Origin of the sequence: Streptomyces sp. NPDC006365, assembly GCF_042870755.1 — a bacterium.
Classification (GTDB): Bacteria; Actinomycetota; Actinomycetes; order Streptomycetales; family Streptomycetaceae; genus Streptomyces; species Streptomyces xiangluensis.
Genome location: NZ_JBIAHS010000004.1, coordinates 562,900 through 584,851, shown reverse-complemented (window position 1 = coordinate 584,851; position 21,952 = coordinate 562,900). Strand labels below are relative to the sequence as shown.

Sequence of the window (21,952 nt, the reverse complement as noted above, 5' to 3'; positions counted from 1 at the left end):
ATCATGCTCAACAGCCACTACGTGCCCGCACTCTCCCACCGGCGGGAGGGGACGTGGGCCGGTGCGTCGTATGCCCGTCGCGTAGGTTCTGTCTCAGGCCACCCGCGCCTTGTGTGAGAAATGGGCCGTATGCCCACCCAGCGACGGGCTGACGCACCGGCCCACGGCCCCGACCCACCGACCACCCAGGGGCGCGGGGAACTGCGCGACCAGCCACCCACAAACCCGCACCCGACAACGAACCCACCCGCCCAACCGCCGGAGGCAACCCGCTCCGTAAAATGAACCGCACTGTGTCTGAGCGCCAAAACACCGAAGAACCCCGCCGTCCCCACCCCCGCGCCAAAGGCGAACCCCGCTTCCCCGACGGCCCCCGCGCCGACCCCGCCGGGTCCCACTTCGAGCGGCGGATCCGTAGCTTTCAGCCGCGGCGGAGTCGGGTCACGCATGGGCAGGCCGACGCCTTGCAGCGGCTCTGGCCCAAGTGGGGGCTGGATATCGATGGCCGGCGGAAGATCGACCTCACCGACCTGTTCGGGAACGACAAGCCCGTCGTGCTGGAGATCGGGTTCGGGATGGGCGAGGCCACCGCTCAGATGGCCGCCGAGGATCCCGCCACCAACATTCTCGCCGTCGACGTGCACACCCCTGGCCAGGGGAATCTGCTCAATCTCGCGGACCGACACGGGCTGTCCAACGTCCGGGTCGCGAACGGCGACGCGATCATCCTGCTCAGAGAGATGCTCCAGCCGGACTCCCTGAGCGGACTGCGCGTGTACTTCCCGGACCCCTGGCCCAAGAAGCGCCACCACAAGCGCCGCCTGATCCAGCCGGACTTCCTCACACTCGCCGCGTCCCGCCTCAAGCCCTGCGCGCTACTGCACTGCGCCACGGACTGGGAGCCGTACGCCGAGGTGATGCTCGAAGTCCTCACCGCGCACCCGGACTTCGAGAGCAGCCGGCCGGGCGGCGGTTTCGCGCCCCGTCCGGACTTCCGCCCGCTGACCCGTTTCGAGAGCCAGGGCCTGGACAAGGGACATGTGGTGCACGACCTGCTGTTCCACCGCGTGCCGCACAGCACCCCGCACAACGCCCCACCCAGCACCCCATAAAGCCCGCCCGGATCCAGCGAACCCAGCGGAGCGCAAACGTACCGTCGCAAGCCCAGCCCCTCCCTGGTTAGGGTCGATGTTGTGGCCACCAGTCCCCCGTATCCGGCGTACCCGGCATACCCACCACCACCCGGCATCCCCGCCGGAGGCACCCGGCGGCATACACACTGGTGGCGCCGCAAGTGGGTGCGCTACGGCGCGCTGATCACCCTGCTCGCCCTCTCCGGTCTCGTCATCCTGGCCCTGGTCCGCGAACAGACCGGCACAGAGGGCTTCTTGGTGGGCCTTGGCCTTGCCGTGCTGCCCGTCCCGCTGCTGATCGCCGCGTTCCGCTGGCTGGACCGGGTCGAGCCGGGGCCCTGGCGGAACCTGACGTTCGCGTTCGCCTGGGGCGCCTGCGCGGCGGCGCTGATAGCGATCGTCGCGAACAGTTTCGCGACGCGTTGGATAGCCACGGCCACCGCGGATCCGTCGAGCGCCGACACGATCGGCGCGACGGTCATAGCGCCCGTCGTGGAGGAGAGCGCGAAGGCCGCCGCGGTCTTACTTGTCTTCCTGTTCCGCAGACGGGACTTCACCGGGATCGTCGACGGCGTGGTGATAGCCGGGGTCACCGCGACCGGCTTCGCGTTCACCGAGAACATCCTCTACCTCGGCACCGCCTTCGGCACCGACCAGCTCAGCGGCGAGGACGGTATCGCCTCCGTCACCGCCGCCACCTTCTTCGTACGCGTGATCATGTCGCCCTTCGCGCACCCGCTGTTCACCGTGCTCACCGGCATCGGCTTCGGCATCGCGGCGCTCTCGGCGGAACGCCAGCACATACGACGTGTACTGCTGCCCTTCGCGGGCCTGCTGCTGGCGATGGGCATGCACGCCCTCTGGAACGGCTCGTCGACCTTCGGCACGTACGGCTTCTTCGCGGTGTACGCGGCGTTCATGGTGCCCGCGTTCGGCCTGCTGACCTGGCTGGTCATCTGGACACGGCAGCGCGAGCTCGGGACGGTGCGCGCCGAGCTGCCCGCGTATGCCATGGCGGGATGGCTGACCGTTCCCGAGCCGTTCGTGCTCGGCTCGATGAAGGCGCGGCGACTGGCTCGCGAGTACGCCACGTATCACGGCGGGCGCCCGGCGGGGCGGGCCGTCGCGGAGTACGAGGCTTATGCGACGTCCCTGGCGTTCCTGCGCCACCGGGGGCGCCGCGGCCGTGCGGGCGCCGATTTCGTCGTACGGGAACGGGAGTTGCTCCACGAGCTGTGGGCCCGCCGCGAGCTGGCCCGTCCCGCGCTGGCGTACGCGGCCCGGTCCACGGCTCCGCTTCCGGTGCCGCCGCCGTGGCCTGCGTACGGGAACGCGTACGGGCAGGCGTCGCCCTTCCCGGCGTATGGCCCGTCGTACAACCCCTACCGAAACTAGGCGAAAAGCAGGACGCCATCCGCTTCTCGTCCGAAAGCGGATGGCGTCGAAGAGCCGACCTACGGGTTTACGGGTTGAGCCCCTTGCTCCGCAGCCAAGCCATCGGGTCAATTCCGTCGCCGCCCGACGTCTTGACCTCCATGTGGAGGTGCGCCCCGGTGACGTTGCCGGTCGCGCCTACCCGGCCGATGACCTCGCCCGTGCTGACCTTCTGGCCGACGCTGACGCTGATCGAGGACTGGTGGGCGTACCAGATCTCCGTGCCGTCGTCGAGCTTGAGCTTGGTGAGGTAGCCGTACGAGCCGTTCCAGCCGGCCTCGGTGATGGTGCCGCTGTGGACCGCCTTGAGCGGCGTACCCGACGGGGCGGCGAAGTCCAGGCCGGTGTGGCTCCCGGAGGACCACAGGGCGCCGGACTGACCGAAGGTCGAGGTGATGGTGTACGAGGATGTCGGCAGCGCGAAGCTCCTGGCGAGCTCGGCGAGGCGCTCCGCCTCGGCCTTCTGTCGGGCCTCCTCCTCCGCCTTCTCCTTGGCGGCCTCGGCCTTGGCCTGAGCAGCTTCCCGCTCCTTGGCGGCCTGCTCGGCGGCCTTCTTGGCGGCGGCGGTCGCCGCGGCCTGCCTGGCCTCGCGGTCCACCTGGTCCTGCTGCCGCTCGGCCTGCAGGATGATGCGGGCGCGCAGGGCCTCGCCCGCGTCGGAGTTGCCCTGCTCAGCGTCCGCCGTGCTCAAACCGGCCTGGGTGAGCGGTGTCGCGGAGCCGACCTCTTCCTCGGGTTCGTCCGAGATCAGGGGAAGGTCGGGAAGGGTGATGGAGACCGGCGGCTTGCCGGTCTGCGCGCTGGCCATGCCGCCCGCGCTGACGGCCGCTATGACCCCGACGCCCAGAACCGTGGAGCTGCGCGCAAGGCCTCCGCCGCGCTGCTTGCCGACGCGGTGCCTGCCGCGAACGGGCTTGAGGGAATCCTCGGTGGGGTTCCACTCCTCCCAGGTCTCCTCGTCCTGGCGTTTGCCGTAACCGAATGAGTCGGGCTGCTGCTCACTCGGCGCGAACGAAGTCTGCGGGGCAGGGCGGTTGGACGCCACGTAGGCGCACTCCTTTCCTTCCTTGTCGCCTACCGGGTTAGCTGACGGGTTCGGAGCAGGAAGGTCTCCTACGCGCGTCGCTCACGGTGTCTCCACCGGTAACAACGCCCGATTCACCCCAAGTTGGTGGTTCCCCGGTTCCCTTGCAGGATTCGGCGCGTGCGCACGGAGCCGACTCTTGTGACGGCTGGGACGACCGCGCTGCGTTATCGAACGTTAATAGAGGCAGGCACCGGATTCCAAGCTGTTCCGGAGATTCGTTGGCAGTCTTGGCCTGGACTTTCGGGTCACGAGCGGGATGAATCGGGCGAGTTGACCCTGACTCACGGGTAATTCACTGCTGTGACTTCTGTTGACAATGTTTCAGTTGCTAACCGGAGTGAGTTGATTCGATCACTACCGGTGATATTGAGGCCCCGCAGGCATCAAGACCCGGGGCGGTTCAAGAACCCGCCTCACGGCCTCCTGACCGCCAGCAGCGCCATGTCGTCCGTCGCACCGCCGACCCCCGTGTGCCGGCGGACCTCCTCCACGAGCGTGGCGAGCAGCGCCCGCGGTCCGTGGAAGGCCCGGCCCGAGAGGCACTGAGAGGGGTTGAAGAAGACGCCGTGCCGGTCCCGGGCCTCGGTCACCCCGTCCGTGAAGAAGAGCAGGGTGGCCCCGCCGGGGAACGGGACCTCCTGCGCCCGGTCGGGCCACGGGCCCAGCTCGCCCATCCCGAGCGGCAGTGCGGGGTCCTCGGACCGCAGCGTGTCCAGCGAGCCGTCCCCGTACAGCAGGAGCGGCCAGGGGTGACCGCGATGGACCAGGCGTACGACGGCGTCGGCGTGCGGGAGCTCGGCGAGTACGGCGGTGGTGAAGCCCTCGACTGCCTCGAGGCCGCCTCGCCGGGCGGCCTCGCGCACCAGCGCCCGCTCCAGCCGCTGCGCCACCGCCTCAAGGGTCGCCTCCTGCTCGGCGGCCTCCCGGAAGGCCCCGATGAGCACGGCAACGGTCGCCACCGCGCCCATGCCCTTCCCCCGTACGTCACCGACGACGAGCCGTACGCCGTGCGGGGTGTCCTGCACGGCGTACAGGTCGCCCCCGATGAACGCGTCCGCCTGCGCCGCCTCGTACCGCGCCGCGATGTCGAGCCCGCCGATCCGTTCGGCCGGTTCGGGCAGTACGGCGCGCTGGGCCGCCTCCGCGATCTCGCGCGCGGAGGCGAGACGTTGGTCACTGCGGCGTACGAGGCGGTTGATGGCGAGGGCGAGCACGGCGACCGCCGTCGCGGTGGCGATCTCGGTGGCCGAGCCCACGTCGAAGGGCCCTCTGATGTGCAGCAGGGACAGGGCGGCGACGGCCACGACGCCGGTACGCAGCGTGTTGCCGAACGTGGAGAGGGGCGCGGCGACGAGCGGGGCGACCGTGAAGAAGGGCACCGCGGTGAAGGGGGGCGGGGTGAGGAAGTCGTAGCAGACGCCCGCGATGATCAACAGCACAGGGAGCGCACGGACGAGAGTCCGGAGGTCAGTGACCCTCCGCCCACCAGTCTCCATTTCTCCGGGCCCCACCACTGCTCTCCCGCCCTTCACCGCGCTCCGTCACAGGTTTCCCGGCGGGTGGTCGGGGGGCGACCTGTGCGGGCCGAGTGGGTGAGCGGGCCATCGGGACAGGACCCGTCGGGAACCCGGAAAGCACTCAGGGCCGGAACCCATAGGTTCCGGCCCTGAGTGTTCAGTAGCGGGGACAGGATTTGAACCTGCGACCTCTGGGTTATGAGCCCAGCGAGCTACCGAGCTGCTCCACCCCGCGTCGGTAAAACCAGTGTACGCCATCCGCGGGACGCTCAGCACACGCGTTTTCACCGCCTGCTGTAGGTTCCGGGTCCGCGTTAGCAGTGTCGGTCGATCTCTAGCAGTCGGCTAGCAATCTTCCGGGTCGCGTTAGCAGCACCTGACGGGGCCGGCCTGCTGGCGGACCCGACGACCCAGCTGCTGGGCGAGTTGCCGGACGAAGAGGAGTCCACGGCTGTCGCCCTGGGGCTGCTCGAGCAGGCCGAGGCGGACGAGATCACCCAGCGCTTCCAGCATGTCCAGGAAGTCCTCTGCGGCTACCGGCTGGGCTCGCAGGAGCTGGCTCAGGAGGGCGAGCCGCAGCCGGAGTACGCCCCGGGCGGCCACGAACCTCGCTGCCCACCGGATCGACGAACCCGTGCTCTGGGAGCCGCCCACCGAATGGTGCGACTGGACCGACTGGCCTGGGGCTACCCCCGAACAGATTTCCGGCAGTGACCTCGACACCTTGATCGCCGACCGGCCCCCGGCCGAGGAGACGGCCGCCGCCCTCGGACTGACCACAGAGCACGTCCGGCTCTACTGCGACGCCACCGGCACCACCCAACCGCCGCCCCCTCCCGCATCCCCCGGCCTTGGCCGGCGTCGGCCTCGACGCCGGCTGCTCGGCCCGGGCTTCCTCCGCACCACTCACTCCAGCGGAACTCTCAACCAGAGCCTGATCGCCCGCAGCGCCGGCTGCAGCCTCTCAACCGTCCAAAACGCCCTGGAAGAAGCCGGGATCCCCGCCACACCACGCCCCGAACCGCTCAGCCTTCGCATCACCCGCGAGGAACTCGAACAGGCCTACCTGCACTGACGCCTCAGCATCCCCGATATCGCCGAGCAGTTCGGTCTCGACAGGCACCGCCTCAACCTGCTGGCCAAGAAGTGGGGCATCGAGATCCGCCCGAACAGCGCCACCAGCAACCCGTTCGCGCTCCTGCCGGACGCACCGGCCCTGTCCCCGTCGATGGCGGCCGTCAGCAACGTCCGCAACTGTGTCGAACGCCTCAGACGCCTGGTCCGACTGCCCGGCCAACGGAACCTCTGCGCGGCCGCAGGAGCCTCGGAACGCTACCGGCGACGCTCACGCATCAGCTGCATGCCCTGGAAAAGGCCGCAGGCGTTCAGTTGATCGAACGGACCAGCCCCCTCGCAGCCACTCCCGCGGGCGCCGCTCTCATCCACGAAGCAGAGCGCCTGCTCAGCCTCTTGGACGCAGCGACCGCAACTACGACTGAAGCCAGTGGACCCGCAGTTCCTTCGTGACGACTTCGCCCAGTGGCAGGCGAAATGGCGGCCGGGCTGGCCCGAGAACGTGCCCGGGTGCGAGTAGTTGAGGTACAGAAAATCACGGCCAGCGGCCCCGGCCAGGGCCTGCGCCCCTTCCGCGACCCCGCGGCCAGGGCGACGAGGAAGAGGACTGACCGCCGGCACACCCAGACGTTAGGCCGTTCGTTGTACCCCGTGTAGGCCGGGCGGCACCGCCTGGGTACCCAGCGCAAGAAAAGAATGCCGATCGCCGAAAACCTGGCGCTCGCCGACCGGCCGTGGCCCAGCCGACGAGTCGAGAGCAGGACGCTCAGCGGGCCAGCAGGCCCCGGATCGTGGCCGCGATCTCGTCGGGTGCCTCTTCGGCCATGAAGTGCCCGGCGCGGGTCAGCCGGTGGTCCAGGTCAGGCGCCCACGCCTTCCACACCCCGGCAGCGTCGTAGCCGAGCTGCGCGCCCCAGTCCTGCTGGACGACCGTCACGGGCATGGCCAGCTGCGACCCGGCGTCCAGGTCCGCCTGGTCGTGCATGACGTCGATGCCCGCCGAGGCCCGGTAGTCCGCGACGATCGACGTCACCGCCGCGGCGCTCACGCGCAGGTATTCGGCACGCACATCCTCGGGCATGGCGGTCGGGTCGTTGGCCCAGGCGTCGAGGAACGAGCCGAAGAACGCGTCCGCGCTGCCTGCGATCATCGCCTCCGGCAGGCCCGGCGGCTGCGCCATCAGGAAAAGGTGGTAGCCGACCGCCGCCGAGGCGCCATGCAGGACGTTCCACATGTCGAGCGTCGGCACGATGTCGAGGATGCCCAGGTGCGTGATGGTCTCAGGGTGGTCCAACCCCGCCCGGAAGGCGACCAGAGCGCCTCGGTCGTGGCCGACGAGGGCAAAGCGCTCGTGGCCGAGCGCCGCCGCCATGGTCACGACGTCGGCGGCCATGGTGCGCTTGGCGTACACATCGGGGTCGGTGGCCGCCGGCTTGTCGCTGGCGCCGTAGCCCCGCAGGTCAGGACAGATCACCGTGTGCTCGTCGGCGAGCCGCTCGACGACGTGTCGCCACATCAGGTGGGTCTGGGGAAAGCCGTGCAACAGCAAGACCGGGCTGCCGCTGCCGCCGACAGCTGCAGCCAGCTCCACACCGTCCGCACCGGGCAGGCGGATGTGATCGAAGCCGGGAATGGTGAGCGTCATGAGGGACCACCCTTTCGGGTCGGGGACTTGACCGGATCAGCTTGGGCGACGGCGATCAGCAGCCGATCAGTACGGTTGGGCGCAGCCGGCCCCTGGCACGGAGGATGGGGGCATGCGAATCGACGTGCTCGGTGTGGTGCGTGCCCTCCGCGACAACGGCAGCCCGGTTGACCTGGGAGGACCCCGCCACCGTGAGGTACTCGCCCGGCTCGTCGCCGCCGAGGGACGGATGGTCACCACCGACACCCTTGTCAATGACCTGTGGACCGATCCGCCTGCCCGCGCCGTTGGCGCTTTGCGTACGTTCGTCGCCGCGCTGCGCCGCGCCCTCGAACCCGACCGACCGCCCCGCAATCCGCCGCGCGTCATCGTCACCGAAGGTCCCGGCTACGCACTGCGCCTGTCGCGCGAGGACGTGGACGTCCATCGGTTCCAGGACACCCTGGCCCGAGCCCGCCGCAACCCCGCCGCGGTGACCGACCTCGGCGCGGCACTCGCGGCCTGGCGCGGACCCGCCTACGCCGATGTGACCGGCTCCGCATGGGTGCAGCGCGAGCGGACCCGGCTGGAGGAACTGAGGTTGGAGGGGGTGGAACTGCGCGCCCGCATCCTCCTCGACTCCGGGGAAGGGGCCGATCTCGTCGCCGAACTGGGTGCCCATGTCGCCGAACACCCGTGGCGCGAGCCGGCCTGGGAGCTGCTTGCCCGCGCGCTGTACCGCGCGGGCCGCCAGGCCGACGCGCTTGCCACCCTCCGCCGTGCCCGCGCGATGCTCGTTGACCAACTCGGACTCGACCCCGGTGGCGACCTTCAGCGCCTGGAGACGGACATCCTCAACGGGTCCGCGCCCCCCGAAGCAGCACGTACCGCGTGGACCGGCCCTGGTGTCCGGCTCGGCCCGCGCACCACCGTGGATCTGGCCCGCACCCTCGCGCTGGCGGGTGGCGACGCCCTTGTCCGCTCGCGGCGCGACCGCCTCGCCGCCATCCAGGCGGCGGAACGCACGGGGGACCTCTCCCTGACCGCCCGGATCATCGGCGCCTACGACGTGCCCGCCCTCTGGAGCCGGGCCGACGACCCCGAGCAGTCCCGCGCCGTGGTCGCGGCTGCCGAGCGCACGCTCACCGGGCTGGGCCCAGACGGCCCCGCCGACCTGCGCACCCGCCTCCTGGCCACATTCGCCGTCGAGAGCCGCAGCGCCGATCTGTCCGGGACCGAGCTGAAGCACGCGCAGCAGGCGGCGCGTCAGGCCGAGGAGTTGGCAAGGGACCTGGCCGATCCCGCCCTGCTGGCCTTCGCCCTCAACGGGGTGTTCCTGCAGTCCTTCGGCAGCCCCGGGCTCGCGGCGGCACGGGACAGGACCGGCGCCGAGATCCTCGACTTGTCCACCCGGCACGAGCTGCCGAACTTCGCCGTACTCGGCCGACTCGTCCGCCTGCAGTCCGCCTCGGCCCTCGGCGACCTCGACGCCGCGACCTCGCACGCCAATGCAGCCGACCAGCTCGCCGCCACCACCGAGGCGCCCCTCGTCTCCGTCCTCACCGGGTGGTTCAGGGCCCGGGCCACGGCCGCCCGCAGCGCCGAACCCGGCGGACCGACCGCCGCCACGGCCGCAGCGCACTACCGCGCTGCCGAGGACGCCCTCCGGACGGCCGGAATGCCGGGGCTGCACCGCGGCCTGTTCCCGCTCGCCCTACTGGGACTGCGCCTGCTGCACGACCGGCCCGCGCCCACCGACCCGCACCTCGACTGGGGCCCGTACAGGCCCTGGACGCGACCACTCGTGCTGCTCGCCCAGGACCGGGGCGAGCAGGCCCGTACCGCCCTCGCTGCGGTGCCCGAACCACCGCGTGACCACATGCAGGAGGCCATGTGGTGCCTGACCGCCCGCGCCGCCGTACGCCTCGGCGAGCGCGGAATCGCCGCGCACGCTGCGGCTGCCCTGCGTGATGCCTGTGCAGAACACGCCGGCGCCGCCAGCGGAATGCTGACCCTGGGCCCGGTGGCGCGGTACCTGGCAGAGGCGGAGGCATGCGCCGGAGCGGGATAAGCGACCGCAATCCGCGAACGCCGAGACCGCTCGACCGCAATTACATCCGGGAGAAGACCCTGGAGGGCCAACAGACCGCCGCAGCCAAGGGCAACCACGGCGGACGTCCCAAGGGCGTCGCACTGAAGAACGAGGACGTCCCCGTCCCTGACATCGCGAAGAAGCTGACGATCAAGACGGGCAAGAACGCGGGACGCCACCCCTCGGTCGCCTCGCTGTACCGAGCGCTCGCTGAGGCCGAGGAAGCCGCCTCACCAGACGACGCGCAGGTCATCGGGCCCCGCCGCCCGGTCGGTGAGAAGCTCATCCTGGGCATCGCTCCGCAGCGGATCGAGACCGCCGACTGAACAGCTCCCGAAACCACTGTCAGTAGTCCGAACCTGGCCTCAGCCCAATGGTCCCTCCCGCCGGGCCACACGATTGCTAAAGATCAGCCGATCGGCCCCCTGCTAACGCAACATGGAATCCGGAGTTTCAGCAGGACTCACTGCTAACTGAGCGACCGAACCTACACCTGCCCTTAACCGAACGCCCTGCCCTTGACCGAGCAGATGGCGGATGCCTCGGCCGAGCAGGTGGCGGATGCCTTAACCGAGCAGGTGGCGGTTGGGCTCGGCGGCCCGTTCCGCGTACTCCGGGAGTACGACGACATCGGCGCCCTCAGCGGCCAGCAAGCCGCTGCCGTCCGCGGACCGGACGAACGTGTCCGGCTCGCGCCAGGCGGTGACCACGCGGCGTACGCCCGCGTCGAGGATCAGCCGGGCGCAGGGGGCTGGCCGGGAGGCGCGGCGGGCGCAGGGTTCCAGGCTGCTGTAGACGGTGGCGGCGGGAAGGCGCGGATCGGCCGGGTCGAGCTTCGCGAGCGCGGCCTCCTCGGCGTGCGACACGGGGTCGGACTCGCGGGAGTACCCGCGGGCCAGTTCCGTACCGTCCGCCGCCACGACGACCGCGCCGACGCTGAACGCGGTCCGCGAGGGCGGGCACTGGGTGGCGAGCTCGCAGGCGAGCTCCAGCCAGTGCCGGTCGGCGGCGGAGGCCGACCCGCCTGTTCCGGGCGCCGTGGGCACGTAGCGCATGAGCACCACATCGCCCACCGGCCGGGTCTCCACCAGCCGCATCCGGTTGCGCACCCCGCCCGGGTAGCCACCTGGTCCGAACAGCCGGGGTGCGCCCGACTGCCCCACGAGGAGGGGCGCGAGAGCGAGCTGCAGCTCGTCCGCGAGGCCCTCCTGAAGCAGCTGTGTGTGCACGCGACCGCCGCCTTCGACCATGAGCTGCCGTACGCCTCGTACGTCGTGGAGGTGCTCGAGTACGGCCGGCCAGTCGAGCTCGGGCCCGACGGGGACGACGTCGACGCTCAGGCCGCGAAGGGCCGCGGTGGCTTTCGGGGCGCCCATGTCCGTCGTGTACACGACCTTCTCGCCGCCCGTTGACCAGAAGTTGAGGGCCGGGTCCAGGTCACCGCTGCCGCTGACGGTGACCTTCAGCGGGTACTCCGGGCGGCCTTCCGCGATCCTGGCCGCGCGCCGCTCGGCGGAGTTGACCAGGAGGCGGGGATTGTCGGCGCGCAGGGTGCCCGCGCCGACCAGGATCGCGTCGGAGTGGGCCCGCACCTCGTCGACCCGGTCGAAGTCGGCCGGGCCGGAGAGCCGCAGCCGTTCGGGGCCGGTGTCGTCCAGGTAGCCGTCGAGGGAGACGGCGGCGGACAACAGGACGTAGGGGTGGGGCATGGGGCGTACTCTCCGCTCGCGTCAGAACCGCTTGTGGTTCAATTTTTAAACAGTACCTACACTGGAGGCATGACGACCCGCTGGCTCACCCCCGAGGAGCAACGCGCCTGGCGCGCGTACATCGCGGCCTCCCACCTTCTGGAGGACGCGCTCGACCGGCAGCTCCAGCAGGAGGCCGGTATGCCGCACCTGTACTACACGATCCTGGCCACCCTCTCCGAGACTCCCCACCACTGTCTGAGGATGACGGATCTCGCCGAGGCGCTGAAGATCACCCGCAGCCGGCTGACGTACGCCGTGACACGCCTGGAGAAGGACGGTGTCGTACGCCGTCAGGACTGCAGCATGGACAAGCGCGGGAGCCTCGCGATCCTGACCGAAGAGGGGATGGCGGTGCTGGAGCGTGCGGCGCCGGGTCATGTCGAGATGGTGCGCTCCGCGCTCTTCGAGCACCTCACTCCGGAGCAGGTGGGGCAGTTGGAGGAGATCTTCACGGGGGTCGCGGGGGCGCTCCAGGGGGACGGTGGGAAGGCCGCGTCGGACGATCTGCCGTGGCGGCGGCGTTCGTCCGGCCAGCAGTGCACGTAGGCGGTGGCAGCGCCGGTGTCAGGTGGTCGTGAGAATGGCGAGCTGCTGGGTCGCCCGGGTCATCGCGACGTAGTGGTCGACCGCTCCTTCGATGCCGTCGCCGAACTCCTCCGGGTCGATGAGGACGACGAGGTCGAACTCGAGCCCCTTCGAGAGCTCCGGGGTGAGTGAGCGGACTCGGGACGACGTCGTACCGAATCGGGACGTCGCAGGGGATGTCGTACGGGATGTCGTACGGGATGTTGGGGCGCCGATGACGCAGGCGATTCCGTCGGCGTGTGTGGCGAACCAGGTGTCGAGGATCGAGTCCAGTTCCGAGACTGATCCGTGGACGACGGGGACGCCGCCGCTGCGGATGGAGGTCGGCACGTTGGCGTCCGGGAGGGCGGCCCGGATGACCGGCTCGGCCTCCGCCATGATTTCTTCCGGCGTCCGGTAGTTGATGCTCAGGGAGGCCAGGCTGATGCGGTCGAACCCGATCCGCGCCAGCCGTTCCTGCCATGACTCCGTGAAGCCGTGCCTGGCCTGGGCGCGGTCGCCGACGATGGTGAAGCTGCGGGACGGGCAGCGGAGCAGCAGCATCTGCCATTCCGCGTCGGTCAGTTCCTGGGCCTCGTCGACGACGATGTGCGCGAACGGGCCGGCGAGCAAGTCCGGGTCGGGTGTGGGCAGTTCGGACTCGTCGACCAGGCTGACCTTGGCGTCCTCGCCGCTCAGCATCCTCACCAGGCCTATGCCCTCGTCACCGTCGGCGCCGGAGTCGGCCACGGCCCCGATCAGGTTGTCGACGACCTGCGCCATACGCTCGCGCTGGGCGGCGAGGATGGCCTGGTGCCGGCGCTTGCGCCGGGCCGTCTCCGGGTCGCCGAGCCGCTGCCGGGCCGCGTCCAGGAGGGGCAGGTCGGACACCGTCCAGGCCTGGGGGTCCTCCTTGCGCTGCAGCTTGCCGACCTCTTCGGGGCTGAGCCAGGGGGCGCACTTGCGCAGGTAGGCGGGGACCGACCACAGGTCTCCGACCAGGTCGGCCGCCTCGATCAGCGGCCACGCGTGGTTGAAGGCCGCCAGCAGCTCCCTGTTCTGGTTCAGCGACCTCCGGAGCAGGGCGAGCGGGGCCTCCTCGCCGTCGTGCTTGTCCGCCAGGATCGTGAGCAGTTCCTCCCAGACCTGGGCGCGTGCCTCGTTGTGCGGGGTGCCGGGTTCCGCCGCTTCGAACGCCTCGGTCCAGTCGTCGACGCTCAGCCAGACATCGGACCAGTGGGTCGTGACCGTCATCCCCTTGGTGGGCGGCTCCTCGTAGAACCTGACGGCCGCCTCGATCGCCTGCACCAGGCCCGCGGACGACTTCAGACCGGCCACATCCGGGTCGGCCTCGACCGCTGCCGCGGCTCCCTCGGCGACGAGGTCCCTCAGGGTGCAGGTCTGTACGCCCTCCTCGCCGAGGCTGGGGAGGACATCGGCGACGTAGTCCAGGTAGGGCCGGTGCGGACCGACGAACAGCACGCCGCCGCGGCGGTGACCGAGGCGCGGGTCGGAGTAGAGGAGGTAGGCGGAACGGTGCAGGGCGACGACGGTCTTGCCCGTACCCGGGCCGCCGTCGACGACGAGCGCGCCGCGGGATCCCGCGCGGATGATGGCGTCCTGGTCGGCCTGGATGGTGCCGAGCACGTCCCGCATCCGGGGCGACCGGTTGGTGCCCAGGCTGGCGATGAAGGCGGACTGGTCGTCGAGCGCTGCGTGCTGCTCCAGCCCGTCGGCGGTGAACACCTCGTCCCAGTAATCCCTGATCCGGCTGGGGGTCCCCCCGCTCGAGCGAAGCCGAGAGTGGGGGAGGGTCCAGCGATACCTGCGACGGCTCGCCAGACCCATCGGGTTGGCATGGGTGGCGCCGAAGAACGGCTCGGCCGCGGGTGAGCGCCAGTCGACCAGCAACCGACGGCCCGTGCTGTCCGTGAGCCCGAGTCGTCCGATGTATACGGGCTCGGGGTGCTCGGGGTTGTCCGTACTGACCATGTGCCCGAGGCACAGGTCCAGGCCGAAGCGGCGCAGCGTGCGCAGGCGGGAGGTCAGCCGGTGGATCTCCGTGTCCCGGTCCATCGCTTCCCGGCCTGTGCCGCCGGGCGCCCTGCGCTGGGCATCGAGGCTGTCGGACACCTCGGCGATCGTCTGCTCGAGGCACTCCGCGATGGCCGCGAAGTGCTGCTCGTCGGCGGCGATCAGCTTGGGGTCGGCCTTCGGTGAGAGGTGGTCGGGTAGGTCGAACGCGCTGGTGGTCAGGGGGTTCACGGCGGTTGGCTCCGATCTGGGGTCGCTGGCGACCGTTGCGCGTGGGAAGACGTTTGGAACGGTACGACGAACTGTGCGGGCGGGTTCTCGTGTTCCGGGGGCCTGGCTCGACCGTCCCCTGGTTCACGCGGGACGGTCGAGCCCGGCCTTGCTCAGTTGACCGCGTCGAGCAGCAGCTTCGCGGCCACCGTCGCACCGTCGGTGCGGATCGTGGCGGCCACGGCCCTCGCGCGGGCGCGGGTCTCGGGGTTCAGGGCCGTTCCGAGCGCGGCCGACAGGGATTCGAAGGTCGGAGTCGGACCATCGTGTGCCGCTCCGATGCCCAGGCCGGCCACCCGGTCGGCCCAGTACGGCTGGTCCGCCAGCTGGGGTACGACCACCTGGGGCGCGCCCGCCCGGGCGGCCGTCGTCGTGGTGCCTGCGCCGCCGTGGTGCACGACGGCAGCCACTCGGCCGAACAGTGCCTGGTGGTTGACCTCGCCGACCACGAAGCAGTCGTCCCGGTCGTCGAGCAGGGCCAGGTCGGCCCAGCCGCGGGAGACGAGTACGCGGCGGCCCTGCGCGCGAACCGCCTCGACGGCCACCTGGGCGACGTCCGCCGACGCGTGCATGGGCATGCTGCCGAAGCCCACGTACACCGGTGGCTCGCCGGCCTCCAGGAACGCCAACAGCTCGGTGGGTAGCGCGCGTTCGTCGGGCAGGGTCCACGCGCCGGTCTGTACGACGTCGAGGTCCGGCATCCCCTGCCATGGGTCGAGGGCCGGGTCCGTCGCCAGCCACGGCTGGTCGCCGATGACGTAGTCACGGACGTTGTCCACCGGGGGCAGGCCGATCGACGCACGGTTGGTGTTGAGCGCCTCGCCGAACAGCGCGTTGATGTTCTGGGCGTCCAGGTCCCACAGCGCCCGGTTGTCGGTCACCTCCGGCGGGAGCGGGCGGCCCGGATACGCCAGCGGCGGGCGGTCCGGCGACGGCAGGGTGATCTGCTGGAAGGTCACGGACACGGAGCGGATGCCCAGTTTCTCGGCCACCGACCGCGCGCCGGCCGCAGCCGGCAACATGCCGGTCGACACCAGCACGTCATATCCCTCGGCCGCCGGGATGACCACGTCGAACTGACCGGCGATCACCTCGGCCGCGCGCCGGGGCAGGCCCTCCGCGGGCAGCGACGGCGCCGCCTTCGTGAGCGCGCGCGCCGACGGCCCGAAGGGCACCAGCTCCACACCGACACCGGCCAACAACTTCGCGAACTCCTCGTCCGCGGGCGCGCACACCCGCACCTCCGCACCCAGTTCCCGTAACCGCACAGCGAGTCCCGCCATCGGCTGAACGTCCCCCCGCGACCCATAGGTCGACAACAACACGCGCACTTCGTTACCCCGTTTCCGCAGGTCCTGGCCTTGGCCGGGTAATTCTGCGGCACGACGGGGGCCTTGCCGCAAGCCCCCCAGTGCGCTATAAGTTGAGAGTGGCAAGGAGCGGGTGAGCTCCTTGCCTTTACTTTTGCCGTCCGCCGCGTACGTGTGTTTTGCCGTCCGCCGCATACGCGTCTTTGCCGTCCGCCGCGGCCGTTCGGGCGGCCCAACCATGACTGCGTCATGAGCACACAGGCAGCTATCGGAACTGTTGCTTCAAGTTTAAACCATGGGATAGGGTCTCGATCCGAGGCTCTGCTTCAAATCTGAAGCAGGCCTGCAGGCTGCTGCTGAAGCTGTTGTGAAGCAGCTCGGATCCTGGATTCGGAGAACCCGCATGCCCGAACTCCCCGCCGCCACCCCGCGCGCACGCGTCCGGGTCCCGCTGCGCTTCCACGACGGCTACGGCGTGGAAGCCGACGCGGTCACCTTCCACGGACTGACCGACGGCCAGGAACACGTGGCCCTCGTCTTCGGCACCCCTTCGGCGAACCCGCTGGTCCGCCTGCACTCCGAGTGCCTGACGGGCGACGTGTTCGGCTCGGCCCGCTGCGACTGCGGCCCACAGCTCCGCGAGGCGGTCGAGCAGATCGCCACGCGTGGCGGCGTACTCCTCTACCTCCGCCAGGAAGGCCGTGGCATCGGCCTCTACAACAAGCTCGACGCGTACGCGCTCCAGGACGAGGGCCTCGACACCTACGCCGCGAACACGGCCCTCGGCCTGCCGGAGGACGCCCGCGACTACACGTCGGCCGCCCAGATGCTGACGGCCCTGGGCATCTCGTCCCTCGACCTGCTGTCCAACAACCCGGACAAGGCGGAACAGCTCCGCGCACTGGGGGTCGACGTTCAACGCCGCGTCCCGACGGGCGTGTTCAAGACGGCCCACAACGTCCGCTACCTGCGAGCCAAGGTCCTCCAGACCCAGCACACGCTGCCCCTGCCGGAACTCAGCGCGGGCTGAAAACGAGAAAGGCAAGGAGGGTCACCCACTCCTTGCCACTCTCAACGTATAGCCCACCAAGGGGCTTGCGGCAAGGCCCCCGTCATACCGCAGACTTGCCCGGCCAAGGCCAGGACCTGCGGAAATGGGGGGTTTCATGATCGACGTGATCGTTGCCGGAGCCGGACCGACCGGCTTGATGCTGGCCAGTGAGCTGCGGCTGCACGGTGTGCACGTGCTCGTGCTGGAGAAGGAGCCGGAGCCGACCCCGGTGGTCCGCGCGCTCGGCCTGCACGTGCGCAGTATCGAGGTGATGGACCAGCGCGGTCTGCTGGAGCGGTTTCTCGCGCTCGGGCAGCAGTACCCGGTCGGTCGCTTCTTCGCCGGCATCCCCAAGCCGTCGCCGGTCCGGCTGGACACCACGCATCCCTACGTCCTCGGCATCCCGCAGCCCGTCACCGACCGCCTGCTGACCGAGCGTGCCACCGAACTCGGCGCCGAGATCCGGCGCGGCTGCGAACTGGTCGGGCTGAGCCAGGACGACGACGGGGTGACCGCCGAGCTCGGAGACGGCACGCGGCTGCGCTCGCGCTACCTCGTCGGCTGCGACGGCGGCCGCAGCACGGTGCGCAAGCTGCTCGGCGTCGGCTTCCCCGGCGAGCCCTCCAACGCCGAGACGCTGCTGGGCGAGATGGAGGTGACCGAGGACCCGGAGACGATTGCCGCCGTCGTCGCGGACGTCCGCAAGACCCAGCTGCGGTTCGGCCTCGGGCCCCTCGGGGACGGGTTGTACCGCGTCGTCGTGCCCGCCGAGGGGGTGGCCGAGGACCGCGCGGTCCCGCCGACCCTCGAGGAGTTCCAGCGGCAGCTGCGGGTGTACGCCGGCACCGACTTCGGCGTGCACTCGCCGCGCTGGCTGTCCCGATTCGGCGACGCCACCCGGCTGGCCGAGCACTACCGCGTCGACCGGGTGCTGCTGGCCGGCGACGCGGCCCACGTCCACCCGCCGCTGGGCGGGCAGGGGCTCAACCTCGGTGTCCAGGACGCGTTCAACCTCGGCTGGAAACTGGCCGCCGCGGTGGGCGGCTGGGCACCGGAGGGACTCCTCGACAGCTACGAGACCGAACGGCAGCCGGTGGCCGCCGACGTACTGGACAACACCCGCGCGCAGACGGTGCTGGTGTCCACCGATCCGGGCTCCCAGGCGGTGCGCCGGCTGGTGTCGGAACTGATGGACTTCGAGGACGTGCACCGGTACCTGATCGAGAAGATCACCGCGATCAGCGTCCGCTACGACTTCGGCGAGGGCCACGAACTGCTGGGTCGGCGCCTGCGGGACGTGAAGCTGAAGCGGGGCCGCCTCTACGAGCTGATGCACACCGGCCGCGGCCTGCTGCTCGACCAGACCGGCCGGCTCTCGGTGGCGGGCTGGGCGGACCGGGTCGACCACGTCGTCGACGTCAGCGAGGAACCGGACATGGAGGACGTGCCCGCGGTGCTGCTGCGGCCGGACGGCCACGTGGCGTGGGTCGGTGACGACCAGGAGGAGTTGCTCGGTCGGATGGCGAAGTGGTTCGGCGCGGCCGTCTGCTGAGTGCGCGACTGCGACTCAAAGGCCCCGTCCACGCTCGGCGGGGCCGGAGCGTCAGACCAGCCAGCGGCCGTCGCGCATCAACTCGCGGTCGCGCAGCTCGTTCTCCTCGCGCCAGGCCTGGATGCGGCGCGGAGTGATGCGGAACCAGCGGTATGGCGTGGTCAGTGCACGCGGGTCGAAGCCGGTGCGTGCGGCGAACCGGTCAGCCTGCTGCTGCGGCAGCTCGTCGATCTCGAGAACTTCGACCTCGCCGTCGATCATGGACACGTCGCGGGTGTGACCCAGCCCGACACGAGCGGTCCGGGTGGCGGCCAGATTCCTGCCGGTCGGGCTCTTCGCCGGGGTGGCCACCAGCAGCGCCTCGCCGTCCCAGTCGAAGGACAGCGGCACGAGGTACGGTGCGCCGTCCGCCGAGGCACTGGCCACCCAGACGTCGACGTCGTCGGCGAGCTGGTGCTCGGTGTCGCGGCGGCGCTGGGCGCGGGGGCGGGGGTCGGCGGACACCACGTTCATGGTCACTCCTGTAGGCGGGGGGCACGATCGCTGTGGCCACAGCCTCTCCCGGACCGGATGCCGTCCACCTCCGTGCTGACCACGGAAACCGCCACGGATAAACGGATAATGAGCCGGTGTCCACTCCAGTGATCTCGTCCCGGGAAGCCGAAGTCCTCGCGCTGCTCGGGGAGCACCTCAGCAACGCGGAGATCGCCGCGCGGTTGGTCATCTCCGTACGTACGGTCGAGTCGCACGTCTCCTCGCTGCTGCGCAAGCTGGAGGTGCCGGATCGGCGGGCGCTTTCCCGGCGCGCGGCCGAGTCCGCCCACGCCGAGCGGTCGCGGTCGGCACCCGCCCTTCCGGCGCGGCTGACGCCGTTCGTCGGACGGGCGCGCGAGCGTGCCGAGTTGGCCGAGGCGGTGAGGACGCACCGGCAGGTGACCGCGGTCGGCCCGGGCGGGGTCGGAAAGACCCGGCTCGCGCTGGCGGTGGCAACGGAGGTGGCCGACGACTTCGCCGACGGGGTGTGGTTCGTCGACCTGGTCCCGGTCACCGATCCGGAGCGGGTCGGGGCGGCGGTCGCGGCGGCCGTGGGTGTGGGCGAGCAGCCCGGGCGTGGCATCGACGACGCGGTGCCGGCCGCGCTGGCGGATCACCGGGCGCTGCTGGTGCTGGACAACTGCGAGCAGGTACGCGACGGGGTGGCGTCGTTCGTGGAGCGGCTCTTGACGGCCTGTCCGCGGTTGCGGGTGCTCGTGACGAGCCGGGGCCGGCTGATGGTGCCGTTCGAGCGGGTCTTCCCGGTCCCGCCGCTGTCGCGGGCCGGCGGCGACAACTCGGAGGCGGTGGCCCTGTTCATGGACCGGGCGGCGGCGGTCGGCCGGCCTCCGGGTCCGGCGGTGAGCGAAGGAGTCGTGGCCGTCTGCGAACGGCTCGGCGGCATGGCGCTGGCGATCGAGCTGGCGGCGGCACGGTGGTCCACGCTCGGCCTCGACGGCCTCACGGTCGGCCTCTCCGATCAGCTGCGGATCCTCACCGGCGGAGCCCGCGCCGACGACAGGCACCGGTCGGTGCGGGCGGTCCTTGACTGGAGCCATGACCTGCTGGAGCCGCAGGATCAGGCCTTGCTGCGCCGGGTGTCGGTGTTCGCCGTGCCGTTCACCGCCGAGGCGGCCACTGCGGTGGCCGGGTTCGCCCCGCTGGATCCGGCCGCGGTCACGGACGGGCTCGGCAGGCTTGCCGAGCAGAGCCTGCTCGCCGTGACACCGTCCGCGGACGGCACCCGTTACCAGGCGCTGGAGACCATCCGCCAGTACGGGACGGAGCGGCTCGCCGACGCCGCTGAGCTGATCGACGTCCGATCCCGCCACGTGGACTGGTGCCTGGCCGGCGCGAGGGCCCTCATGGGAGCCGGCGGCGCGGACTGGCGCGCCCGGTTCGACGCTCTGGCGGACGACCTCAGGGCCGCTCTCACCTGGGCCGCCGAACAGCCGGAGCGGCACGCGGGTGCCTGCCAACTTGCCTTGTCCCTGGCCGAGTTGGCGTTCACCCGCAACCTGCTCGGCGAGGCCCAGCAGCGGTACGAGCAGGCGGCCCGGCTCACCGACGACGCCGCCGCCGGTGCCGCTGCGCTGCGGCACGCCGCCTCAGTGGCCGGGTGCCGCAGACTCGGCGAAGACATGTTCCGACTGCATCGTGCCGCCGCGGAGGCCGCCCGCCGGGCCGGGGACAGCGCCGGTGCCGGCCGCGAACTGGCGACCGCCGCCACCGTCGCGTACCGCTTCTCCACCTCGTTCACGCGCATTCCCCCCGTGGACGAGGTGACCGCCATGCTCGCGGAGGCGCGAGAGCTGTCCGGTGACAGCCCGGCCGCCGAGGCGGCTGTCGCGCTGGCCGAGGCGGCGGTGGTCGGGGACGCGCACGGCGCGATTCAGGGAGACGCGGAAAACACCGTTGAGGAGACGGTCGAGCGAGCCGAACAGGCCGTCGGGCTCGCCCGGCGCACCGGCGACCCGGTGGCGGAATCGGCCGCACTCGACGCGCTCTCCGGCGCCCGGTGCTGGGCCGGTGATGCCTTCGCCGTCGCGAGGCTCGCCCGGCACCGGATGGAAATCCTGGCTTCCGTACCGCCTACTCCTGCCAGTACGCACGAGTTGATGGACGCCCTCGCCATGGCCGCCGGAACCGCCCTCGGTGTGGGCGAGCTGCCGGAAGCCCGGCGGTGGGGCAGGCAGCTCGCCGACCATCCGCTGCTGGCCGAGGCGGGCCACCACGCCACGTCCTGGATCCTGACCGCGGACGCGTTCGCCGGCCATGCCGACGAGGTACTCACCCGCAGCGTGAAGTTCCTCGACGCGTGGGAGCACAGTGGCCGCCAGCGTTCAGTCTCCCTCGGCGCCGCAGCCGCGTCGGTCGCCATGATCCACGGCCTGCGCGGCGACCACGGCGCGCGGGCGACCTGGCTCGCGGTCGTCGATCAGGCGGACACGGCGGTGGAGCAGCACCGTCATGGCTACGGTGCGGTCTTCGACGCCATGGTCCTGCTCCACCACGGAGAGGTGGACGCCGCGCTGGAGCGGGTCGCGCCGAAGCCGGACGAGGTGTGGAAGTGGGTGTGCTGGATCTGGCATCACTGGTACGTGGCGCTCCGCGCGGAGACGGCGGTGCTCGCCGGGCACCCGGACGCCCGGTCCCGGATCGACGCCGCGCGCGCCGTGGTCACCGGCAACCCGGTCGCCACCGCCCAGGTGGACCGCGCGGAGGCACTGCTGGACGGCGACCTGCCGCGCCAGCTCGCCGCCGCGGCGGCGTTCGACGCGGCCGGCTGCCCCTACCAGTCGGCGCGCACGCTGCTCCTCGCAGGCGGCGACCACGCCACCGCCGGCGCGGCCGCGCTGGCCGGCCTCGGCCTGGCGCCCAAGTCCGACCGGTAGTCGGTAGCCGGTAGCCGCCGCTGGTGTTCCT

Annotated in this window: 17 protein-coding genes, 1 tRNA gene and 1 riboswitch; of the genes, 9 read left to right on the top strand and 9 right to left on the bottom strand. The window is 71.0% G+C overall.

Annotated elements, in window-relative coordinates:
* Positions 1–281 precede the first annotated feature (281 nt).
* The gene (gene trmB / locus ACFYO0_RS15950) at positions 282–1,112 is read left to right on the top strand and encodes a tRNA (guanosine(46)-N7)-methyltransferase TrmB (RefSeq protein ID WP_388675398.1); all 831 of its coding nucleotides are present in this window, start codon (positions 282–284) and stop codon (positions 1,110–1,112) included.
* An 81-nt stretch (positions 1,113–1,193) separates the two neighbouring features.
* The gene (locus ACFYO0_RS15945; protein WP_388675395.1) at positions 1,194–2,528 is read left to right on the top strand and encodes a PrsW family intramembrane metalloprotease; all 1,335 of its coding nucleotides are present in this window, start codon (positions 1,194–1,196) and stop codon (positions 2,526–2,528) included.
* 67 nt (positions 2,529–2,595) lie between these two features.
* Here the strand turns inward: ACFYO0_RS15945 and ACFYO0_RS15940 are convergent, their stop codons facing one another.
* The 4 genes from ACFYO0_RS15940 to ACFYO0_RS15925 all read right to left on the bottom strand — a co-directional run bounded on the left by ACFYO0_RS15940 (position 2,596) and on the right by ACFYO0_RS15925 (position 5,774).
* Entirely contained in the window at positions 2,596–3,612 is a 1,017-nt protein-coding gene (locus tag ACFYO0_RS15940; RefSeq protein ID WP_388675392.1) for a M23 family metallopeptidase, read from the bottom strand.
* An 11-nt stretch (positions 3,613–3,623) separates the two neighbouring features.
* Positions 3,624–3,780: riboswitch (cyclic di-AMP (ydaO/yuaA leader) on the bottom strand.
* A 287-nt stretch (positions 3,781–4,067) separates the two neighbouring features.
* Positions 4,068–5,150, bottom strand: coding sequence for a PP2C family protein-serine/threonine phosphatase (locus ACFYO0_RS15935; RefSeq protein ID WP_388675494.1), 1,083 nt, complete (start codon positions 5,148–5,150; stop codon positions 4,068–4,070).
* Positions 5,151–5,332: 182 nt separating this feature from the next.
* Positions 5,333–5,406 (bottom strand) — tRNA-Met (locus ACFYO0_RS15930).
* Positions 5,407–5,537: 131 nt separating this feature from the next.
* A complete protein-coding gene (locus ACFYO0_RS15925) occupies positions 5,538–5,774 on the bottom strand; it encodes a hypothetical protein (protein WP_388675390.1) in 237 nt (78 codons plus the stop codon).
* Between the two features lie 31 nt (positions 5,775–5,805).
* Between ACFYO0_RS15925 and ACFYO0_RS15920 the strand changes: the two genes are divergently transcribed.
* The gene (locus ACFYO0_RS15920) at positions 5,806–6,246 is read left to right on the top strand and encodes a hypothetical protein (protein ID WP_388675387.1); all 441 of its coding nucleotides are present in this window, start codon (positions 5,806–5,808) and stop codon (positions 6,244–6,246) included.
* A 765-nt stretch (positions 6,247–7,011) separates the two neighbouring features.
* Here ACFYO0_RS15920 and ACFYO0_RS15915 read toward each other — a convergent pair.
* Complete coding sequence (locus tag ACFYO0_RS15915) at positions 7,012–7,890, bottom strand: alpha/beta fold hydrolase (RefSeq protein ID WP_388675384.1); 879 nt, start codon at positions 7,888–7,890, stop codon at positions 7,012–7,014.
* 112 nt (positions 7,891–8,002) lie between these two features.
* On the opposite strand from ACFYO0_RS15915, the gene ACFYO0_RS15910 reads away from it, so the two are divergent.
* Together ACFYO0_RS15910 and ACFYO0_RS15905 are read left to right on the top strand one after the other, a co-directional pair.
* Positions 8,003–9,940: a BTAD domain-containing putative transcriptional regulator gene (locus tag ACFYO0_RS15910; protein ID WP_388675382.1), complete on the top strand. Its 1,938-nt coding sequence runs from the start codon at positions 8,003–8,005 to the stop codon at positions 9,938–9,940.
* Positions 9,922–10,287, top strand: coding sequence for a hypothetical protein (locus ACFYO0_RS15905; protein WP_388675379.1), 366 nt, complete (start codon positions 9,922–9,924; stop codon positions 10,285–10,287). Before ACFYO0_RS15910 ends, ACFYO0_RS15905 begins: the two co-directional genes overlap by 19 nt.
* Positions 10,288–10,527: 240 nt before the next feature.
* On the opposite strand, the gene ACFYO0_RS15900 is transcribed toward ACFYO0_RS15905, so the two are convergent.
* Positions 10,528–11,670, bottom strand: coding sequence for a dihydrofolate reductase family protein (locus ACFYO0_RS15900; RefSeq protein ID WP_388675378.1), 1,143 nt, complete (start codon positions 11,668–11,670; stop codon positions 10,528–10,530).
* 69 nt (positions 11,671–11,739) lie between these two features.
* Here ACFYO0_RS15900 and ACFYO0_RS15895 point away from each other — a divergent pair, with 69 nt between their 5' ends.
* A complete protein-coding gene (locus tag ACFYO0_RS15895) occupies positions 11,740–12,258 on the top strand; it encodes a MarR family winged helix-turn-helix transcriptional regulator (protein WP_388675376.1) in 519 nt (172 codons plus the stop codon).
* An 18-nt stretch (positions 12,259–12,276) separates the two neighbouring features.
* On the opposite strand, the gene helR is transcribed toward ACFYO0_RS15895, so the two are convergent.
* Entirely contained in the window at positions 12,277–14,541 is a 2,265-nt protein-coding gene (gene helR / locus ACFYO0_RS15890) for an RNA polymerase recycling motor ATPase HelR (RefSeq protein WP_388675373.1), read from the bottom strand.
* Between the two features lie 152 nt (positions 14,542–14,693).
* Positions 14,694–15,863, bottom strand: coding sequence for a glycosyltransferase (locus ACFYO0_RS15885; RefSeq protein WP_388675371.1), 1,170 nt, complete (start codon positions 15,861–15,863; stop codon positions 14,694–14,696).
* Between the two features lie 430 nt (positions 15,864–16,293).
* On the opposite strand from ACFYO0_RS15885, the gene ribA reads away from it, so the two are divergent.
* Together ribA and rox are read left to right on the top strand one after the other, a co-directional pair.
* Positions 16,294–16,920: a GTP cyclohydrolase II gene (gene ribA, locus ACFYO0_RS15880; protein ID WP_388675369.1), complete on the top strand. Its 627-nt coding sequence runs from the start codon at positions 16,294–16,296 to the stop codon at positions 16,918–16,920.
* A 136-nt stretch (positions 16,921–17,056) separates the two neighbouring features.
* Positions 17,057–18,493, top strand: a complete 1,437-nt coding sequence (gene rox, locus ACFYO0_RS15875) for a rifampin monooxygenase (protein ID WP_388675367.1) — start codon at positions 17,057–17,059, stop codon at positions 18,491–18,493.
* 51 nt (positions 18,494–18,544) lie between these two features.
* Here the strand turns inward: rox and ACFYO0_RS15870 are convergent, their stop codons facing one another.
* Entirely contained in the window at positions 18,545–19,006 is a 462-nt protein-coding gene (locus ACFYO0_RS15870) for a pyridoxamine 5'-phosphate oxidase family protein (RefSeq protein WP_388675365.1), read from the bottom strand.
* A 116-nt stretch (positions 19,007–19,122) separates the two neighbouring features.
* On the opposite strand from ACFYO0_RS15870, the gene ACFYO0_RS15865 reads away from it, so the two are divergent.
* The gene (locus tag ACFYO0_RS15865; protein ID WP_388675363.1) at positions 19,123–21,921 is read left to right on the top strand and encodes an ATP-binding protein; all 2,799 of its coding nucleotides are present in this window, start codon (positions 19,123–19,125) and stop codon (positions 21,919–21,921) included.
* Positions 21,922–21,952 lie beyond the last annotated feature (31 nt).